Annotated in this window: 16 protein-coding genes; 13 read left to right on the plus strand and 3 right to left on the minus strand. The window is 68.8% G+C overall.

What is annotated here, in order from left to right:
* Genes yidD through rpmH form a run of 3 tightly spaced genes read right to left on the minus strand, consistent with a single transcriptional unit; the run spans position 1 to position 874 of the window.
* A complete protein-coding gene (gene yidD, locus RR1_RS15215; protein ID WP_010838984.1) occupies positions 1-336 on the minus strand; it encodes a membrane protein insertion efficiency factor YidD in 336 nt (111 codons plus the stop codon).
* A complete protein-coding gene (rnpA, locus tag RR1_RS15220) occupies positions 333-710 on the minus strand; it encodes a ribonuclease P protein component (RefSeq protein ID WP_010838985.1) in 378 nt (125 codons plus the stop codon). The genes yidD and rnpA overlap by 4 nt, the downstream gene beginning before the upstream one ends.
* A 20-nt stretch (positions 711-730) precedes the next feature.
* On the minus strand, positions 731-874 hold the full coding sequence (gene rpmH / locus RR1_RS15225; protein ID WP_040744549.1) for a 50S ribosomal protein L34: 144 nt from the start codon (positions 872-874) through the stop codon (positions 731-733).
* A gap of 724 nt (positions 875-1598) precedes the next feature.
* Between rpmH and dnaA the strand changes: the two genes are divergently transcribed.
* From dnaA to RR1_RS15290, 13 genes are all read left to right on the plus strand, one after another.
* Positions 1599-3197: a chromosomal replication initiator protein DnaA gene (gene dnaA, locus RR1_RS15230; RefSeq protein ID WP_010838989.1), complete on the plus strand. Its 1599-nt coding sequence runs from the start codon at positions 1599-1601 to the stop codon at positions 3195-3197.
* A 749-nt stretch (positions 3198-3946) separates the two neighbouring features.
* Positions 3947-5143 (plus strand): DNA polymerase III subunit beta, encoded by a 1197-nt coding sequence (dnaN, locus tag RR1_RS15235; protein WP_040774077.1) that lies wholly within the window; start codon positions 3947-3949, stop codon positions 5141-5143.
* 50 nt (positions 5144-5193) lie between these two features.
* Positions 5194-6087 carry a phosphogluconate dehydrogenase (NAD(+)-dependent, decarboxylating) gene (gnd, locus tag RR1_RS15240; RefSeq protein ID WP_010838992.1) on the plus strand — a complete coding sequence of 298 codons (894 nt, stop codon included), beginning with the start codon at positions 5194-5196 and terminating at the stop codon, positions 6085-6087.
* On the plus strand, positions 6088-7332 hold the full coding sequence (gene recF, locus RR1_RS15245) for a DNA replication/repair protein RecF (protein WP_010838993.1): 1245 nt from the start codon (positions 6088-6090) through the stop codon (positions 7330-7332). It abuts the gene before it with no gap.
* The gene (locus RR1_RS15250) at positions 7329-7886 is read left to right on the plus strand and encodes a DUF721 family protein (RefSeq protein ID WP_010838994.1); all 558 of its coding nucleotides are present in this window, start codon (positions 7329-7331) and stop codon (positions 7884-7886) included. Before recF ends, RR1_RS15250 begins: the two co-directional genes overlap by 4 nt.
* 256 nt (positions 7887-8142) lie before the next feature.
* On the plus strand, positions 8143-9000 hold the full coding sequence (locus tag RR1_RS15255) for a metal-dependent hydrolase (RefSeq protein ID WP_040774099.1): 858 nt from the start codon (positions 8143-8145) through the stop codon (positions 8998-9000).
* On the plus strand, positions 8997-10121 hold the full coding sequence (locus RR1_RS15260) for a PDR/VanB family oxidoreductase (RefSeq protein WP_010838996.1): 1125 nt from the start codon (positions 8997-8999) through the stop codon (positions 10119-10121). The genes RR1_RS15255 and RR1_RS15260 overlap by 4 nt, the downstream gene beginning before the upstream one ends.
* Positions 10122-10175: 54 nt before the next feature.
* Positions 10176-11096: an alpha/beta fold hydrolase gene (locus RR1_RS15265; RefSeq protein ID WP_010838997.1), complete on the plus strand. Its 921-nt coding sequence runs from the start codon at positions 10176-10178 to the stop codon at positions 11094-11096.
* Between the two features lie 185 nt (positions 11097-11281).
* On the plus strand, positions 11282-13303 hold the full coding sequence (gyrB, locus tag RR1_RS15270) for a DNA topoisomerase (ATP-hydrolyzing) subunit B (RefSeq protein ID WP_010838998.1): 2022 nt from the start codon (positions 11282-11284) through the stop codon (positions 13301-13303).
* A gap of 254 nt (positions 13304-13557) precedes the next feature.
* Complete coding sequence (locus RR1_RS15275) at positions 13558-16440, plus strand: sensor histidine kinase (protein WP_010838999.1); 2883 nt, start codon at positions 13558-13560, stop codon at positions 16438-16440.
* Positions 16437-16850 (plus strand): roadblock/LC7 domain-containing protein, encoded by a 414-nt coding sequence (locus RR1_RS15280; protein WP_010839000.1) that lies wholly within the window; start codon positions 16437-16439, stop codon positions 16848-16850. Before RR1_RS15275 ends, RR1_RS15280 begins: the two co-directional genes overlap by 4 nt.
* Positions 16851-16882: 32 nt before the next feature.
* Positions 16883-17269: a DUF742 domain-containing protein gene (locus tag RR1_RS15285; protein WP_040774107.1), complete on the plus strand. Its 387-nt coding sequence runs from the start codon at positions 16883-16885 to the stop codon at positions 17267-17269.
* Positions 17262-17873: a GTP-binding protein gene (locus RR1_RS15290; protein ID WP_051111236.1), complete on the plus strand. Its 612-nt coding sequence runs from the start codon at positions 17262-17264 to the stop codon at positions 17871-17873. Before RR1_RS15285 ends, RR1_RS15290 begins: the two co-directional genes overlap by 8 nt.
* The last annotated feature ends 1 nt before the right edge of the window (position 17874 follow it).

Consider the following 17874-nt stretch of genomic DNA (forward strand, 5'->3'; position numbering starts at 1 on the left):
CTATGTACCCCTCTGCTTTTCGGCAGTAAGCAACGGTTCTGTCGTGGTCCGCTCGGGCGCTCTCCGGCGGGGCGGCACGGGATTCCAGCCACCAGGATGCCAGGGGCCACATTTGGCGAGCCGCACGAGGGTCAGCAGCGATCCGACGACGAAGCCGCGGGTCCGCAGCGCTTCGACGGCGTACTCACTGCACGTCGGTGTGAAGCGGCAGGTCGGCATGCGCGTGGGCGACACGTACGTGCGATAGAGCTCGACGGCGAAGACCGTCGCCGTCACCGGGAATCGCCGGACGGTGGCGAGTGGATGCCGGGCACGGGCATCTGAGTCGTCGGTCATGACGCCCTGCTCGTCGACGCGGTGAGGCCGAGTTTCGACACGGCCGAACGGAACTGGGTCTCGAGGTCGGTGGACGTCGCGGACGCGGCGCCCGGAAGCGCGCGAATCACGATGTCGTACGCGGGATCCACGGTCGCGACGGTCGTGGCGCAGATATGACGAAGCCGGCGGGCGACTCGATGTCGAATCACCGCCGGCCCGACAGCCTTGCTCACGATCAGCCCGTATCGCGGACCACCGCGCCTCACCAGATCGCCCGCTGCCACGGTGTCGTAGGCATGTACGACGATGTCGCGACGCCCGGTACGCCGTCCCCGACGTACCGCGGCCCCGAAATCGGCGTGACTGTGCAGGCGATGCCGATCAGGAAGCATGCGTGCTCCCGATCAGCGAATCATGCGGTGAGCGATGCGCGGCCCTTACGGCGACGCGCCGTGACGATCGCGCGTCCGGCGCGGGTCCGCATACGAAGACGGAAGCCGTGAACCCGCGCGCGGCGTCGGTTGTTCGGCTGGAACGTCCGCTTGCCCTTGGCCACGGTGAACACTCCTCGAGTCGTGCGGCGCCCACGGCGCCTTGTCTGCTGAAGACGCTGCTGCGTCCGGTCTGTCGAGCCACCGTGCCTCGGATCCGTGGGTGGAGCCTCGTGACCGCACCGCCGCCGACGGCGACATACGGCCACCGCACGACAGGGTGACCGTTCGAGAATACGGATTCGGACCCGCCTCGGTCAAACCAGCCCCGTCGCCGCGGCGACCAGGGCGATCGTCGTCACGTCCCCCACTCCTCGAGGGCGTCTCGAGGCGGGTGTCTCGAGGAGTGGCTCGAGGAGTCGTCCGCCGCGTCTCGAGGGGCCGAAGGTCCGGTGAATCTTCGATGTCCACCAAAACCGCATGACGGAGCGAATCACGCTGCTAGCGTCGACTCCATGATTTCGGGGGCGGCCTGCGGCGATTCATCCACAGCAGGCGTGTTCGGGCGGTCGGCCCGCGCGCCGAGTCGATGCAACGCGCCCACGTCCCGCACCCACTGAATATCACCCCACACCGCACTCTCTCGCATTTCTCCAGGTGAGAGGCTTGTCACGACCTCGTTCGCGCGGCTCATGCCGCGACGCGGGGCCGGGTGTGCAGCTTTTCCACACCTGTGGATAATCGTGTGGATATTCGCCGGGCACGTCCCCGGACACCACTCGCGGCGCGAGGTGCAGGGCTCGTCACCGAGCGCGCTCGCCAGTGCCGCCCGACACCAGGGAGGCACCCGTGACCGAGGATCCCGACGCCCTCGCCAGAGTGTGGCCGGCGGTCCTCGCCGAACTCACGTCGCCGACCCCCGGCGGGGACCGGCCGCCGCTCTCCCGCGGGCAGCGCGCGTGGCTCGCACTCGTGAAGCCGCTCGCACTCGTCCAGGGTTTCGCGCTGTTGTCGGTCCCGTCGTCGCTCGCGCAGGAGGCGATCGAGCGCGATCTGCGTGAACCGATCCTCTCGGCGCTCGGCCGTCACCTCGGCGAACAGGTCGAGGGCCTGGGCGTACGGATCGCCGCGCCCGACCCCGACGAACGCACGCCCGACGAACCGGTCCGGCCGGCGCCGCGTCCCGAACCCGTCGCCGCACCCGCCCACCGCGACGCCCCCGCCCACCGCGACGCCGATTATCGCCCGGAGCCGCAGCGCACCGTCCAGGCCGGCGGATACGGCCGTCCCGACGTGACCTTCGAGAGCGATCTCGACGAGGTCGACGACGAGAGCGATGCGATCGCCGCCGTCCAGGAGTCGTGGCCGTCGTACTTCACGAAACCACCGTCTCCGAGCACTCCCTCCGCGACCGGCGGCAACAGCCTCAATGCGAAGTACACCTTCGACACCTTCGTCATCGGCTCGTCGAACAGGTTCGCGCACGCCGCAGCCGTCGCCATCGCCGAGGCGCCGGCCCGCGCCTACAACCCGCTCTTCATCTGGGGCGCGTCCGGGCTCGGCAAGACACATCTGCTGCACGCCGCCGGCCACTACGCCCAGCGGTTGTTCCCCGGGATGCGCGTGAAGTACGTGTCGACCGAGGAGTTCACGAACGACTTCATCAACAGTCTTCGCGACGACCGCAAGGTCGCGTTCAAGCGGCGTTACCGCGAGACGGACGTGCTGCTCGTCGACGACATCCAGTTCATCGAGGGCAAGGAAGGCATCCAGGAGGAGTTCTTCCACACCTTCAACACGCTGCACAACGCGAACAAGCAGATCGTCGTGTCCTCCGACCGCCCGCCCAAGCAGCTCGCGACCCTCGAGGAGCGGCTGCGCACGCGGTTCGAGTGGGGACTCATCACCGACGTGCAGCCCCCCGAACTCGAGACCCGGATCGCGATCCTCAGCAAGAAGGCCCGCATGGACCGCCTCGAGGTGCCGCACGACGTCCTCGAGCTCATCGCCAGCAGGATCGAGCGCAACATTCGTGAGCTCGAGGGCGCGCTGATCCGTGTGACGGCGTTCGCGTCGCTCAACCGGCAGCCGCTCGATCTCACGCTCGCCGAGGTCGTGCTGCGTGATCTCATGCCCGACGCCGCGACGGTCGAGATCAACGCCGCGACGATCATGGCGGTGACGGCCGAGTACTTCGGCATGTCGATCGACGATCTGTGCGGCCCCGGCAAGGCACGTGCGCTCGCGCAGGCACGCCAGATCTCGATGTACCTGTGCCGGGAGCTGACGGACCTGTCGTTGCCCAAGATCGGTCAGACGTTCGGCCGTGATCACACGACGGTCATGTACGCCGACAAGAAGATTCGCAAGGAGATGGCGGAGCGTCGCAAGGTCTACGACCAGGTCCAGGAGCTCACGGCGAGGATCAAGCAGCGCTCGAAGCGCTGACTCCCGTGCCGCATCGCGCCCCCTCGAGGTTTCCCCGAGGGGGCGTTCTCATGCCCCGGAGGGTTCGTCCGCCGGCCTCGAGGCGGGCTCGAGGGGCTCCTCGAGGTCTTCCTCGAGGGTTGCGTTTCGGCCCGCTCGAGCGGTCCCTCGAGGGCCGCGGAACCCGGCGACATGGGGCACCTCGAGCCGTTCGGCGTCCACTCCTCGAGACGGCCCGTCCGACACGCCGCGGCGACACGCCGGTCTTTCGACCTGCGGCGGAGCACTCACACCTGTGGACAACTGTGGGGATCACGTGGACAACGTGTGGACAATTGGTGCAGAAATCGGGCTGACCTCGAGGATTCCACATGCGAGCCCGATCGGTCCTCGAGTCGGTCCTCGAGATGTCCACATGCCTCGAGGCGGTGCGACCAGCCTCGACGGGGGTTCGTCCCCAGATTCCACAACACCTATTGGTACTGCTGTTGTCTCTCTCCATTCATCTCTTCGAAAACAGCTGTGGGGACAACCGTCGTACACAGGCCTCGTCTCGAGTCGGATCGTCTCGAGCGGATCGGGTTTGCGGCGGGGCCTCGAGGGCTTACCGTTGTGCAGCGCAGTCGACACCTCCCCGTGACCGAATTCGCTCCGTGAACGGACGACGCGTCGGACTGCTGTGGGAGACTCGGCGCAGATGATCAGACGGCCCGGTAGGTGGTGTTCGCATGCACGGTGACGTGGTACCGACGGAGAGGAACGACGCGGCGATGGAGCACGCTGAGGGGCAGACGGGGGATCTGAGATTCCGCGTCACCCGTGAGGAGTTCGCGGACGCCGTCGCGTGGGTCGCTCGCAGCCTGCCGTCCCGGCCTCCGGTGCCCGTGCTCGGTGGCGTGCTCCTCGAAGCCGGCACCGAAGGACTCACCGTCTCCGGCTTCGACTACGAGGTCAGCGCACAGATCCGCGTCGCCGCGGAGGTCGCGAACGGCGGCCGCGCACTGGTGTCCGGGAAGCTCCTCGCCGACATCACCAAGTCGCTGCCCGGCAAGCCCGTCGACGTCACGCTCGACGGCACGCGTGTGCTCATCAACTGCGGCAGCGCGAAGTTCTCGCTGCCCACGATGCCCGTCGAGGACTACCCGCAGCTCCCGTCGCTGCCGGCACGGACCGGCACGATCGAGGCGACGGTCTTCGCCGAGTCGATCGGTCAGGTCGCCGTCGCCGCAGGTCGCGACGACACCCTTCCGATGCTCACCGGTATCCGCGTCGAGATCGGCGACGGCTCGATGGTCCTCGCGGCAACGGATCGCTTCCGGCTCGCCGTCCGCGAACTCGAGTGGTCGCCTGCCGGTGCGGGCGAGGCAGCCGTCCTCGTTCCCGCCAAGACACTCTCGGAAGCCGCGAAATCCATTCCGGGAGAAGGTAGTTCTCCCGTCGAGCTCGCCCTCGGCAGCGGCTCGGCCGTGGGCCACGACGGCCTCCTCGGCATCGTCAACGAGGGCCGTCGCACCACGACCCGCCTTCTCGATGCGGAGTTCCCGAAGTTCCGTCAGCTCCTGCCCGCCGAGCACACGTCGATGGCGGACGTCGAGGTCGCTCCCCTCGTCGACGCGATCAAGCGCGTCGCCCTCGTCGCCGAGCGCGGAGCCCAGGTCCGGTTGCAGTTCACGCCCGGCAGCGTCGTGCTGTCGGCGGGTGGCGACGACGCCGGCAAGGCAGAGGAGGAACTGCCCGCCGAGTTCCACGGCGAGCCGCTCATGATCGCGTTCAATCCCGGTTACCTGCTCGACGGTCTCTCGTCGCTGCACTCCGAGAAGGTGAGCTTCGGCTTCACGACGCCCAGCCGTCCCGCGGTGCTCCGTCCCGCGAGCGACGAGGCCCCTCAGCCGGACGACTCGGGCAACTACCCCGCGCCGCACAGCGTGTACACGTACCTGCTGATGCCGGTCCGGCTCCCGGGCTGATCCTCGTCGATCGACACCACCCGCAATCCCGAGCGAACGGAGGCGCTTCGATGAAGATCGGCATGATCGGACTCGGCCGGATGGGATTCAACATGCGGGAGCGGTTGCGCCGCGCCGACATCGAGGTCGTCGGGTTCGACCCCCGGCCCGAGGTGACCGACGTCCCGGACGTCGCCGGGCTCGTCGCGGCGCTCCCCGCGCCGCGGATCGTGTGGGTCATGGTGCCGAGCGGCCCCGTGACGCAGTCGGTGATCGGCGAGCTCGCGGGCGCGCTCGAGGCCGGTGACCTCGTGATCGACGGCGGAAACTCCAAGTGGACCGACGACACCGCACATGCCGCGGCACTCGCCGAGCACGGTATCGACTTCGCCGATTGTGGTGTGTCCGGCGGTGTCTGGGGACTCGAGAACGGCTACGGGCTCATGGTCGGTGGCACCGACGACGCCGTGTCGCGGGCGATGCCGGTCTTCGACGCGTTGCGACCGGCCGGCGAGCGCGCCGACGGCTTCGTTCACGCCGGTGCCGTCGGCGCAGGTCATTACGCGAAGATGGTGCACAACGGCGTCGAGTACGGACTGATGCAGGCCTACGCCGAGGGATTCGAGCTGCTCGGTGCGCCGGGCCTCGTGTCGGACGTTCCCGGTGTCCTGCGTGCCTGGACGAACGGCACGGTGGTGCGGTCCTGGCTGCTCGACCTCCTCGTTCGGGCGCTCGACGAGGATCCGGGCCTCGAGACGATCTCCGGCGTCGTCGACGACTCCGGCGAAGGCCGTTGGACGGTGGACGCCGCGGTCGCGAACGCCGTTCCGGCACCGGTGATCTCGGCTGCGCTGTTCGCGCGTTTCAGTTCCCGGCAAGGGGATGCGTCGCCGGCGATGAAGGCCGTTGCGGCGCTGCGTCAGCAGTTCGGCGGCCACGCCGTGCACACGAACACGGAGCCGTAGTTGTTCGTCAGATCGCTACGGCTGCGCGACTTTCGATCCTGGGATCACGCGGAGTTCGTGTTCGCTCCCGGGCCCACGGTGCTCGTCGGGCCGAACGGCCACGGCAAGACGAACGTCGTCGAGGCCGTCGGATACCTGTCGACGCTGTCGTCTCATCGCGTGTCGTCCGACGCCCCGCTCGTGCGCAGCGGTCGCACTGAGGCGACCATCTCGGCGACCGTCGTCAACGCGGGTCGCGAACTCACGATCGACGTCGAGATCGTTTCGGGCGCAGCGAACAAGGCCAGGATCGGTGGTTCGCCGACTCGCCGGACTCGCGAGATTCTCGGGGTCCTGCAGACCGTGGTGTTCGCGCCCGAGGACCTCTCGCTCGTACGCGGCGATCCCGGCGATCGCCGACGGTATCTCGACGAGATGATGACAGCGCGCAGGCCGGCGCTCGCGGGTACTCGCGCGGACTACGACAAGGTGCTGCGACAGCGTTCGGCGTTGCTGAAGTCCGCCGGCGGCGCACTGCGTCGCGCGTCGGCGGCGGGGCGCACGGATCCCGAAGCCGCGAGCGCACTCTCGACTCTGGACGTGTGGGACGGGCATCTCGCGGAGTACGGTGCCCAGTTGCTCGTGGCACGTGCCGAGGTCGTCCACGCGCTCGCGCCGCACGTGACGAGTGCCTACGCGTCGATCGCGCGGAACTCGCGTCCTGCGACGATCCGGTACCGCTCCTCGCTCGCGGAGGCGCTGCCGGAGGGTTTTTTCGATCCCGCGCGCGCCCCGGAGGACGGCGACGTCGACCTCGTTCGCAGTGCCTTCGTCGCGGAGCTGGAACGTGTGCGGCGCAAGGAGATCGAGCGCGGCGTCTCGCTCGTCGGGCCGCACCGCGACGATCTCGAGTTGCTGCTGGGCGACGGCCCTGCGAAAGGTTTTGCGAGTCACGGTGAATCGTGGTCGTTCGCGCTGGCGCTGCGGCTCGCGCCGTTCGAGTTGTTGCGTGACGAGGGGACCGATCCCGTGTTGATCCTCGACGACGTCTTCGCCGAACTCGACCGTGACCGTCGCCGCGCCCTCGTCGATTTCGCGTCCGGTGTCGAGCAGGTGCTCGTGACGGCCGCGGTCGAGGACGACATTCCGGAAGTGTTGCGGGCGCATCGTTTCCGGATTCGTGCCGACGACGGAGCGGACGGCAGGATCTCGGCGGTGGTCGGAAGTTCGGATGGTCCGGTGGAGAGTGCGAGGGGGTCGGCGTGAGCGACGGTGACGCGGCGGGAGGCGGCACACCCGAGCAGCCACGGGGAGTCGACATCGCGCGACGGGCGCTCGAGGAGGCGCGTGCCGCGGCGAAGGCGAAGGGGCAGGCAGTCGGACAGGGCCGCGCGTCCGGTGTGCGCGCGCTGCGGAGCGGCAGGGGACGCGGCCGTCGCGGGTGGTCGGGTCCCGGCCCGGATGCGCGTGATCCGCAACTGCTCGGTGCGCTGACGGGTGCGTTGTCCAAGCAGCGGGGGTGGTCGGGGAAGGTCTCGGAGGGCGTCGTGTTCGGGCGGTGGGAGGACGTCGTCGGTCCGGACATCGCCGCTCACGCGCAGCCGACCGCGTTGCGTGATCAGACGCTCTCGGTCTCGGCGGAGTCGACGGCATGGGCGACGCAGTTGCGCATGATGCAGCCGCAGATTCTGGCGCGGATCGCCGATGCCGTCGGGAACGGGGTGGTGCGGTCGCTCACCATCACCGGGCCCACCGCGCCGAGCTGGCGGAAGGGCGAGCGGCACATCCGTGGCCGGGGTCCGCGCGACACGTACGGCTGACGCCGGCGGGCGACCGGCGATTCCTCGACCTGTGGACGGAACCCCTGGCAATTGACTGTAACCAGCTGTTACAGTTATCGAAGTTCAGTGGCATGCATCACTGGTGTCGTGCGATTCTGTCGTCCCATCACCGGTGTCGCCCCGCTCCAAGGAGGTCCCGATGACTGCTCGACTCGACTCGCCGCAGCTCGCCGACACCGGGTACGACGTCTCTCGACACGATGGCGCTCGACACGACGAGGCGCCGGATCACGTGATGCTCCACGCCCGCAACGTCGAGTTCGACTGGACCGGTGTGCCGATGCACTGGATTCCGGGCGATCCGTTCAGCACCCACGTCTTCAACGTCCTGCATCTGCTGCTGCCGGCGGGGGAGGACTGGTTCGTCGAGACGTTCAAGGAAGCACTGCCGCTCATCGAGGACGAGAAGCTGCGGGACGACGTCATCGGCTTCATCGGCCAGGAGGCCGTGCACTCGCAGTCCCACTCGGGTGTTCTCGAGCACCTCGAGGGTCAGGGTCTCGACACCACACCGTTCACCGATCAGATCGAGTGGGTGTTCGGCAAGCTTCTCGGTCCGCGTCCACTCACCGGTCTGCGCGCCCGGAACTACCTCGTCGAGCGGCTCGCGCTGATCGCTGCGATCGAGCACATCACCGCGTTCCTCGGCGACTGGATCCTCAACGCGGACGGCCTCGATCGGGCCGACCCGCACCCCACGATGCTCGATCTGCTGCGCTGGCACGGTTCGGAGGAGGTCGAGCACCGGGCGGTTGCGTACGACGTGCTGTGGTACTTCGATCAGCGCGAGTTCCGCCGGTTGCGCGCCCAGGTGATCGTCACACCGGCGATCGTCTGGCTGTGGGTTCGTGGCGTCCGTTTCCTCATGCGCTCGGACCCGCAGCTCGAGAAGTGGTCTGCGCATCGCCGCAAGCCGCACCTGTCCGACTTCCGCGCCGCCGGGCGCCGCGGCACGCTGCCGACGTCGTTCGAGCTCGCGAAGCGGATGGCGAAGTACTTCCGCCGTTCGTACACCCCGCTGGACGAGGGCGACACCGGTCAGGCCGTCCGTTACCTCGCGTCGTCGCCCGCCGCACGAGCGGCCGCACAATGAGTGTGCGCTCGGCCGCAGAACGAACGCGGGCGGCGCTGCGCAACGGAGTCCGGTTCGAGGTTCCACCCGATCTGCGGGGTCGTTCCCGTGGTGATCTCGCGATCCGGGCCGCGCAGGCGGTCGTCGGCCGCTACGTCGATCTCGTCGGTGGGTGGGACTACGACGACGCGTTCGCTGTCCACGATCCGAACGCGGACTTGCACCTGGTCGTGACGGGCCGCACCGTCGTCGCGCACGACGAGAACGTCGTGCAATTGCGGTTCGCGGCTCCTGCCGGCGGTGTACTGCCGTCGTGGAATCCGGGTGCCCACCTCGACATCCATCTTCCGTCCGGTCGACGCCGGCAGTACTCGCTGTGCGGCGATCCGGCCGACCGTTCCGGTTACTCGATCGCGGTCCGCCGGATACCGGACGGTGGTGGCGGTTCGATCGAGATGCACGGGCTCGCGGAGGGAACGCAGGTCGTCGTGCGTGGACCCCGCAACGGTTTTCCGTTCGTTCCCGGTGGCAAGGCACTGTTCGTCGCGGGCGGTATCGGCATCACCCCGATCATCGCGATGACGCGTGCGGCCCGTCGGCTCGGGATGGACTGGCAGCTCGTGTACACGGGCCGCAGCCGCGACTCGTTGCCGTTCCTCGACGAGATCGAGACGTGGGAGCGCGATCGCGTCGTGATCCACACCGACGATGTCGACGGCCTGCCGACGGCCGAGGATCTGCTCGGACGCGCACCGCGGGACGGCGCCGTCTACTGCTGCGGACCGGTGCCGATGCTCGACACGATCCGTGCGCATTTCGACGCGTGCGGTGCGCGTGCTCTCCACTTCGAGCGGTTCGGGCCGCCTCCCGTCGTCGGCGGAGTCCCGTTCGAGATCGAGCTCGCGAGTACCGGCACCGTCGTACAGGTGCCGGCGGACGAGTCCGCGCTGGCCGCCATCCGTCGTGAGGTGCCCGAGGTCGCGTACTCGTGCCAGCAGGGTTTCTGCGGCACGTGCCGCGTCCGCGTGCTCGCCGGCGAGCCCGAGCATCGCGAACGACGGCTCACGCCCGACGAGCAACGCACCGAGATGCTGCCGTGCGTGTCGCGCTGCGACGGCGGCCGGCTCGTACTCGATCTCTGACCTGCGACGGCTACCCGCGCACACCCGCGCAGTGAACACCAGGAAGGAATATTCGTGACCACTCGTCTCACCGTCACCAACGGCTCCGTGGATCTCGCGGTCGTCGTCGAGGGCAACCCGGACGGCGAGACGCTCGTACTCGTCCACGGCTGGCCCGACACGCACGGCATGTGGGGCGGCGTCGTCGAACGCCTGGGTGACCGCTTCCGGATCGTTCGGTTCGACAACCGAGGGGCGGGCGAGTCCTCGGCGCCGAAGGGCGTCGAGTGGTACTCGCTCGGGCATCTGGCGGCGGATCTGTTCGCCGTGATCGAGGCGGTGAGCCCCGACGCGCCGGTCCACGTGCTCGCACACGACTGGGGTTCGGTCGCGGTGTGGGAGGCGGTGTGCGAACCGGGAGCCCCCGAGCGGATCGCGTCGTTCACCTCGGTCTCGGGACCGAATCTCGACTACCTGTCGACGTGGGCGCGCGCGTCGCTGTCGCAGGGACGGCTCGCGGGACCGCTGGCCCAGGTCGCTGCGTCGGCGTACACGGTGGCCTTCCAGATCCCGGGTCTCGCGGCTCCCGTGCTGCGTGGGCTGTCGCGGGTCTGGCCGCGTTTCCTCCGGTTCTTCGACGGACTCGATCCCGCGACCGTGCACGTCGCGCCGACGCTCTACGAGGACATGGTCCGTGGTCTCGCTCTCTACCGGGCGAATATCCGCGAGCGCCTCGCACGGCCCCGACGGCGGACGACGACGGTGCCGGTCCAGCTGGTCGTCAACAGTCGCGATCATGCGGTCCGGCCGGTGAGCTACGAGATGTACGAGCAGTGGGCCCCGATCGCGCGGCGCGTGACGATCTCGTCGGGCCACTGGGCGCCGTTCTCGCACCCCGGCGACCTCGCGCGGGCGGTCGCCGACTTCGTCCCGTCCCTCGCCGCCGGTGCCGCCACGCACACCGAAACGGCGGCGTCCGCGTCGCAGCCCGGGTAGCGCTCTCGCGCCTGTCAGTCTCCCCGATGCGAGAACGTCGCCCTGTGAGCCGGTGAGCGGCGTTGCACGGGGGACGCCGGGCAGGTGAACCAGTAGAATGATCGGGTACATCAGCTTCGTTCCGGCACTCGCCCCCTTCGGGTCGCGCGCGTATCGGCTTGACGGATAAGGAGAGCTACCCACCCGTGGCTGCCCAGAAGTCGGACAAGAACACCAAGGACTACGACGCTTCCTCCATCACCGTCCTCGAGGGACTCGAGGCCGTGCGCAAGCGTCCCGGCATGTACATCGGCTCGACCGGTGAACGCGGGCTGCATCACCTCATCTGGGAGGTCGTCGACAACTCCGTCGACGAGGCGATGGCGGGTTACGCCACGAAGGTCGAGGTCACGCTGCTCGAGGACGGCGGCGTCCAGGTCGTCGACGACGGCCGCGGCATCCCCGTCGGCATGCACGCGTCGGGCGTCCCCACCCTCGAGGTGGTGCTCACGCAGCTGCACGCGGGCGGCAAGTTCGACTCCGACTCGTACGCGGTGTCGGGTGGTCTGCACGGCGTCGGTATCTCCGTCGTCAACGCGCTGTCGACGCGGCTCGAGGTCGATGTCGACGTCGACGGCCACCACTGGTCGCAGACGTACATCGACTCCAAGCCCGGCGAGCTGATCAAGGGCGAGCCGACGACCCACACGGGCACGACCGTCCGGTTCTGGGCCGACCCCGACGTCTTCGAGACCACCGAGTACAACTTCGAGACGGTGGCTCGCCGGCTGCAGGAGATGGCGTTCCTCAACAAGGGACTGACGATCTCGTTCACCGACGAGCGCGTCCTCGAGACGCCCGCCGAGGCCGAGGACGTCTCGACGGAGGTCGCGGACGCCCCCAAGACCGCCGACGAGCCCGAGCCCGTGAAGGTCAAGAATCGCGTCTACCACTACCCGGGTGGGCTCGAGGACTACGTGCAGTTCATCAATCGCAAGAAGCAGCCGATCCACAAGTCGGTCGTGGGCTTCACGGCGAAGGGCCCCGGCCACGAGCTCGAGATCGCGATGCAGTGGAACTCCGGTTACTCGGAGTCCGTCCACACTTTCGCGAACACGATCAACACCCACGAGGGCGGCACCCACGAGGAGGGTTTCCGTTCGGCGCTCACGTCGGTCGTCAAGCGGTACGCCAAGGAGAAGAAGCTCGTCAAGGACAAGGATCCCGAGCTCAGCGGCGACGACATCCGTGAGGGTCTGGCCGCGATCATCTCCGTGAAGGTCGGCGAGCCGCAGTTCGAGGGGCAGACGAAGACCAAGCTCGGCAACACCGAGGTCAAGTCGTTCGTGCAGAAGGCCGCGAACGAGCATCTCGCGCACTGGTTCGAGTCGAATCCCGCGGACGCGAAGGTCATCGTCACCAAGGCGGTCTCCTCGGCGCAGGCCCGCAACGCCGCTCGCAAGGCGCGCGAGTTGGTGCGGCGCAAGAGCGCGACCGACATCGGCGGGCTGCCCGGCAAGTTGTCGGACTGCCGCTCGAAGGATCCGAGCAAGTGCGAGATCTACATCGTGGAGGGCGATTCCGCCGGTGGCTCGGCGAAGTCGGGCCGCGACTCGATGTATCAGGCGATCCTGCCGCTGCGCGGCAAGATCATCAACGTCGAGAAGGCCCGCATCGACCGCGTTCTCAAGAACGCCGAGGTCCAGTCGATCATCACGGCGTTCGGCACCGGTATCCACGACGAGTTCGACCTCGCCAAGCTGCGCTATCACAAGATCGTGCTCATGGCGGACGCCGACGTCGACGGCCAGCACATCTCGACGCTGCTCTTGACGCTGCTGTTCCGTTTCATGCGCCCGCTCGTCGAGAACGGTCACGTGTATCTTGCGCAGCCGCCGCTGTACAAGCTCAAGTGGCAGCGCGGTGTAGCGCCGGAGTTCGCGTACTCCGACCGTGAGCGCGACGCTCTGCTCGAGGCGGGTCTGGCCGACGGCAAGAAGATCAACAAGGACGACGGCATCCAGCGGTACAAGGGTCTCGGCGAGATGAACGCCAAGGAGTTGTGGGAGACCACGATGGACCCGGACGTGCGGGTGTTGCGGCAGGTGACGCTCGACGACGCCGCCGCGGCGGACGAGTTGTTCAGCGTTCTCATGGGTGAGGACGTCGAGGCTCGACGCAGCTTCATCACCCGAAATGCGAAGGATGTCCGCTTCCTGGATGTCTGACGGCTCCACCCGAGACGGCCCCCTCGCGCACGATGCGAGGGGGCCGTCTTGTGTCGGTACGATCACACGTGAAAGATCACGGATCTGTCACGACAGGACAGGTTCAGGGTATCGGCAGGGTCGGCGCACTGTGATACAAACGCTCGACCCGGCGCTCCGAGACGCGCTCGGCGGCCCGATCGACAGCTGGAAGGGGAGCGTGAGGTCATGGCGCCATACGAGCCGATCGAGCGCGAACGCGAACGGGGGAGCACATGAGCAGCACCGACGAGGAACGCGAGCGCACTGCGGAGCGCCGCGCCCCCCGCGTCTTCGACATCGACAACTGGAGTCTGCGCGCCAAGATCACGGCGGTGCTCGCGCTGCCGGTCACGGTCGCGATGGTCCTCGGTGGTCTTCGGGTCGCGACCGAACTCGAGAACGCCGTGCACTTCACGACGGCGGCGGAGCAGATCGCGGGCGTCCCCGATCTCGTCGCGCTCGAGGGCGCCATGGGCGCCATGGTCAGTGGTCACGTGTCCGGGACCGCCGAACCGCAGGAACGCAGCAACGTCGAAGGCCAACTCGACCGCGTCGCCGACTTCGCGGAGACCCCCGACCTGCCGGCGCAGACCGCCGAGGCGATCGAGGAGTCGGTCGCGCAGGGCCGCGCGATCCTCGATCTGCTCGACACGCCCGGCACCAGCACCGGGGCCGTCGCGGAACGGCAGACCGAGTTCGCCGAAGGCGTCATCGGCGAGGTCGACGACATCATTCGTGTCATCGACGATCCCGAGGTCATCGACAAGGGTGCCCTGCTCGGCACCGCATGGAACGCACAGCGGACGCTGTTCGACCAGTCGGTCGCGATGATCGAGATCCTCTTCGATCGCTCGACTCCCATCAACGACGTTCTCGCGACGAGCGGCGCCGAACTCGCGTTGCTCGACAGCATGAGCCGGTACTACGCGGAGCAGCCGGACAAGCTCGAGCAGGTCGACGCGCTGCGTGCGGCAGTCGCAGAGCGTGGCCGCCTCATGGAACAGACGGTGCGGTCGTTCGCCACGAACCCGCAGGCACAGATGCCGGTCATCCCGCTGCGTGCCTCGCTGCTCGAGAGTCGCGACACGTATCGCGCGCTCGTGACGGATGCCGCCGTCGACATCTCGTCGAGCGTGCAGGCACGCGCCGACGACACGCGGGCGGCGGCGTTGCGCGACACCGCGATCGTCGTCGTGACGCTGCTGGCGGCACTGGTGCTCGCACTGATGGTGTCGCGGTCGCTCGTCGGCCCGATCCGTCGGCTGCGCTACGGCGCGTTGCGGGCGGCCCGGCGTGATCTGCCCGAGGCCATCGAGCAGATCAGGTCGACGGACGATCCGCGCAAGGTCTCGTTCGATCCGGTCGAGGTGCACACCGACGAGGAGATCGGGCAGCTCGCCCGCGCCGTCGACGACATCCACGCGCAGGCGCTGCGGCTGGCGGGCGAGCAGGCGCACCTGCGGCTGCAGATCAACGACATGTTCGAGACGCTGGCCCGCCGCAGCAAGTCCCTCGTCGATCAGCAGCTCGGGCTCATCGAGAGCCTAGAGTTCGAGGAGAAGGATCCGCGGCGACTCGAAGCGCTCTTCAAGCTCGATCACCTCGCCGCGCGCATGCGTCGCAACGGCGAGAACCTGCTCGTCCTCGCCGGCACCCGCACCCGCCGAACGCAGTCCGAGTCCATCTCGCTCGGCGACGTCCTGCGTGCCGCGATCTCGGAGGTCGAGGACTATCAGCGCGTCCAGATGGACGCGGTGCCCGACGGCGCACTCGCAGGGTCGGTCGCGACGGACGTCGTGCACATGCTCGCCGAACTCGTCGACAACGCGCTGCGGGCGTCGCCGCCGGACAGCGCCGTGACGTTCGGGTTCGCGCGTGCAGTCGACGGCGGTGTGCTGCTCGAGATCGCCGATCGCGGCATCGGTATCCCCACCGATCAGCTGCGTGCGATCAACGAACGGCTCGCGTCGGGCGGCGAGATCGGTCCGGACACCGCGCGTCACATGGGACTGTTCGTCGTCAGCCGCCTCGCGGAGCGTCACGGCCTGACGGTGCGGATGCGCGCGACGTTCGACACCGCCCGCAACCCGGGCATCACCGTCTCGATCCACGTTCCGACGGGCGTGCTCGTGTCGAACCCGCCGCTCGGCGGCGCGCGTTCCGTCGAGCGCACCGGGCCGCAGCGGGCGGTCGCCGCGCCCGCGCGGCAGACGGAGCTTCCGCAGCGCAGCGCGGCGCCCGCCGCAACCGAGACGACGCGCAGCGGGCTCCCGCGGCGCGCCCGTCGTGGCGACGTGGCGCCCGCACCGGCGCAGGCGCAGGATTCGGCTCCGACGCAGCAGTTCTCGACGTATTCGCAGCAGCCTGCCCGGAGCGAGCAGCCCGCTCCCACCGAGCAGGCGGCACCGGCGGCGGTGCCCCGCAAGACCCTCTCGGGTCTGCCGAAGCGCACCCCCGGCGCGAGCGGCATCGCACCGGACGCCGTGCCCGCACCGCAGCAGTCCCGCCCGGAGCTGCAGGAACAGCCGAGCGAACCCGACCGGGTGAGCACCGGGGAGCTGCCCGTGACGCAGGGCTGGACGCTCCCCGGGGCGGAGGCCGAGCAGACACCGAAGGCCGAGCGCCCTGCGCCCGCGCCGCGTCACCGGTACCGGTCCGACACCGCCAAGACGGCGTCCTTCTTCGCACCGCGCAGTGGCGACGACGCTCCAGCGCCGGCGAGCCGGCCGGCGGACCGCTCCCAGCAGGTGACGCCGATCTTCGCGGAGATGTCGCGCTGGCTCAGCGATCCGGCCGAGACGGCCGAGCCCGATCCCGACTGGCAGTCGGCGGGCGACTCCGGATGGGCTGCGGCGGCGCGGGTCTCGGAGGCGTCCGCGCCGGTCGATCCGGAGATCGGGCTGCCGCGCCGTACGCCCGGCGATCGGCTGCTGCCCGGCAAGGTCGAGGACGCCGACACGGGGACGTTCCGTAAGGTCCGCGATCCCGATGCGATCCGCGCGAAACTCAGCAGGCACCAGCAGGGCGTCCGCGACGGGCGTGCCGCGCGTCGGCCGGCAGTGACCGGTTCGGCACCACACCTCCGGGCGACCGGACGAGGAGAGGGAGACCAATGACCAGCCCGATCGGTTCCGATACGGCCCGGCCACTCGATTGGCTGGTGTCGAACTTCGCCGACGACGTCGCCGGCGTCTCGCACGCCGTGCTCGTCTCGGCCGACGGCCTGCTCATGGCAGCGAGCCGCCATCTGCCGATCGACCGCGCCGAGCAGCTCGCCGCCGTGACGTCCGGGCTCGCGAGCCTGTCGGCGGGCGTCGCGCGTCTCTTCGACGGCGGCGGCGTGCTGCAGTCCGTCGTCGAGATGCAGAACGGCTACCTGCTGCTCATGAGCGTCGGCGACGGCTCGTATCTCGCGACGCTGACCGACGCCGAGTGCGACATCGGGCAGGTCGGGTACGAGATGGCCCTGCTCGTCGATCGAGTCGGGACCACCGTGCAGGCGACGGCGCGCGTCCCGCGCGGCTGATGAACGACCGGAACGAGGAGCGCGGCGACGCGATGGGCCGCGGCTACCGCGCCTCCGAGCACGGGGGCGCGACGGAGTCGCCGTCGATCGTCCGCCCGTACATGCTCACGTCCGGCCGCACTCGGCCCGCGGTCGAACTGGCGCTCGAGGCTCTGATCCGGGCGCTCCCGGACTCGAACGAACGAGCGTGGCAGCTCGGCGAACTCGACGCCGCGATCGTCGAGCTGTGCCGGCAGTCGCCGTCGGTCGCCGAGATCGCCGCGCGTCTGGGCCTGCCGCTCGGCGTCGCCCGCGTGCTCGTCGCGGATCTCGTCGAAGCCGGTCATCTCCAGATCCTGGCCACCCTGCGTGAGGATTCGTCCGAATCCGAGCGCCGCGAACTCATCGAAAGGGTCCTCAGTGGACTACGGGATATCTGACAGGGCGTACGGGACGCCCGGCCCCGCGTACGACGCCGGGGAGTCCGATCGGGTCACCTCCGCGAAGATCGTGGTCGCGGGCGGTTTCGGTGTGGGCAAGACGACGCTCGTCGGCGCCGTCTCGGAGATCGTTCCGCTCAAGACCGAGGCGCTCGTGACCGATGCCAGCGAGAGCGTCGATTCGCTCGCGGGCCTTCCGCAGAAGTCGACCACGACCGTCGCGATGGACTTCGGCCGCATCAGCCTCGCGGACGATCTGGTGCTGTATCTCTTCGGAACCCCAGGCCAGCACCGGTTCTGGTTCATGTGGGACGACCTCATCCGCGGTGCGATCGGTGCGATCGTCCTCATCGACACGCGGCGGCTCGACGAGTCGTTCGCGGCGGTCGACTTCTTCGAGGCGCGCGGGCTGCCGTTCATCGTCGCGATCAACCAGTTCGACGACGCGCCGCGGTATCCGTTCGAGGACATCCGCGACGCGCTCGCCGTGCCGGGGGACGTGCCGATCATCTCGGTCGACGCGCGCGATCGCGAATCCGCCAAGCGTGCGCTCGTCGAGGTGACGCAGTACGCGCTGCGCAAGCTGCATTCGGTCGCACGCTGAC

Origin of the sequence: Rhodococcus rhodnii NBRC 100604 (genome assembly GCF_001894925.1) — a bacterium.
Classification (GTDB): domain Bacteria; phylum Actinomycetota; class Actinomycetes; order Mycobacteriales; family Mycobacteriaceae; genus Rhodococcus_F; species Rhodococcus_F rhodnii.

What these genes read in the sequence shown, in the direction of transcription:
- yidD (WP_010838984.1), bottom strand. Translation starts at nt 336, where the DNA reads ATGACCGACGACTCAGATGCCCGTGCCCGGCATCCACTCGCCACCGTC.
- rnpA (WP_010838985.1), bottom strand. Translation starts at nt 710, where the DNA reads ATGCTTCCTGATCGGCATCGCCTGCACAGTCACGCCGATTTCGGGGCC.
- dnaN (WP_040774077.1), top strand. Translation starts at nt 3,947, where the DNA reads ATGGAGCACGCTGAGGGGCAGACGGGGGATCTGAGATTCCGCGTCACC.
- gnd (WP_010838992.1), top strand. Translation starts at nt 5,194, where the DNA reads ATGAAGATCGGCATGATCGGACTCGGCCGGATGGGATTCAACATGCGG.
- RR1_RS15255 (WP_040774099.1), top strand. Translation starts at nt 8,143, where the DNA reads ATGCTCCACGCCCGCAACGTCGAGTTCGACTGGACCGGTGTGCCGATG.
- RR1_RS15260 (WP_010838996.1), top strand. Translation starts at nt 8,997, where the DNA reads ATGAGTGTGCGCTCGGCCGCAGAACGAACGCGGGCGGCGCTGCGCAAC.
- RR1_RS15275 (WP_010838999.1), top strand. Translation starts at nt 13,558, where the DNA reads ATGAGCAGCACCGACGAGGAACGCGAGCGCACTGCGGAGCGCCGCGCC.
- RR1_RS15280 (WP_010839000.1), top strand. Translation starts at nt 16,437, where the DNA reads ATGACCAGCCCGATCGGTTCCGATACGGCCCGGCCACTCGATTGGCTG.
- RR1_RS15285 (WP_040774107.1), top strand. Translation starts at nt 16,883, where the DNA reads ATGGGCCGCGGCTACCGCGCCTCCGAGCACGGGGGCGCGACGGAGTCG.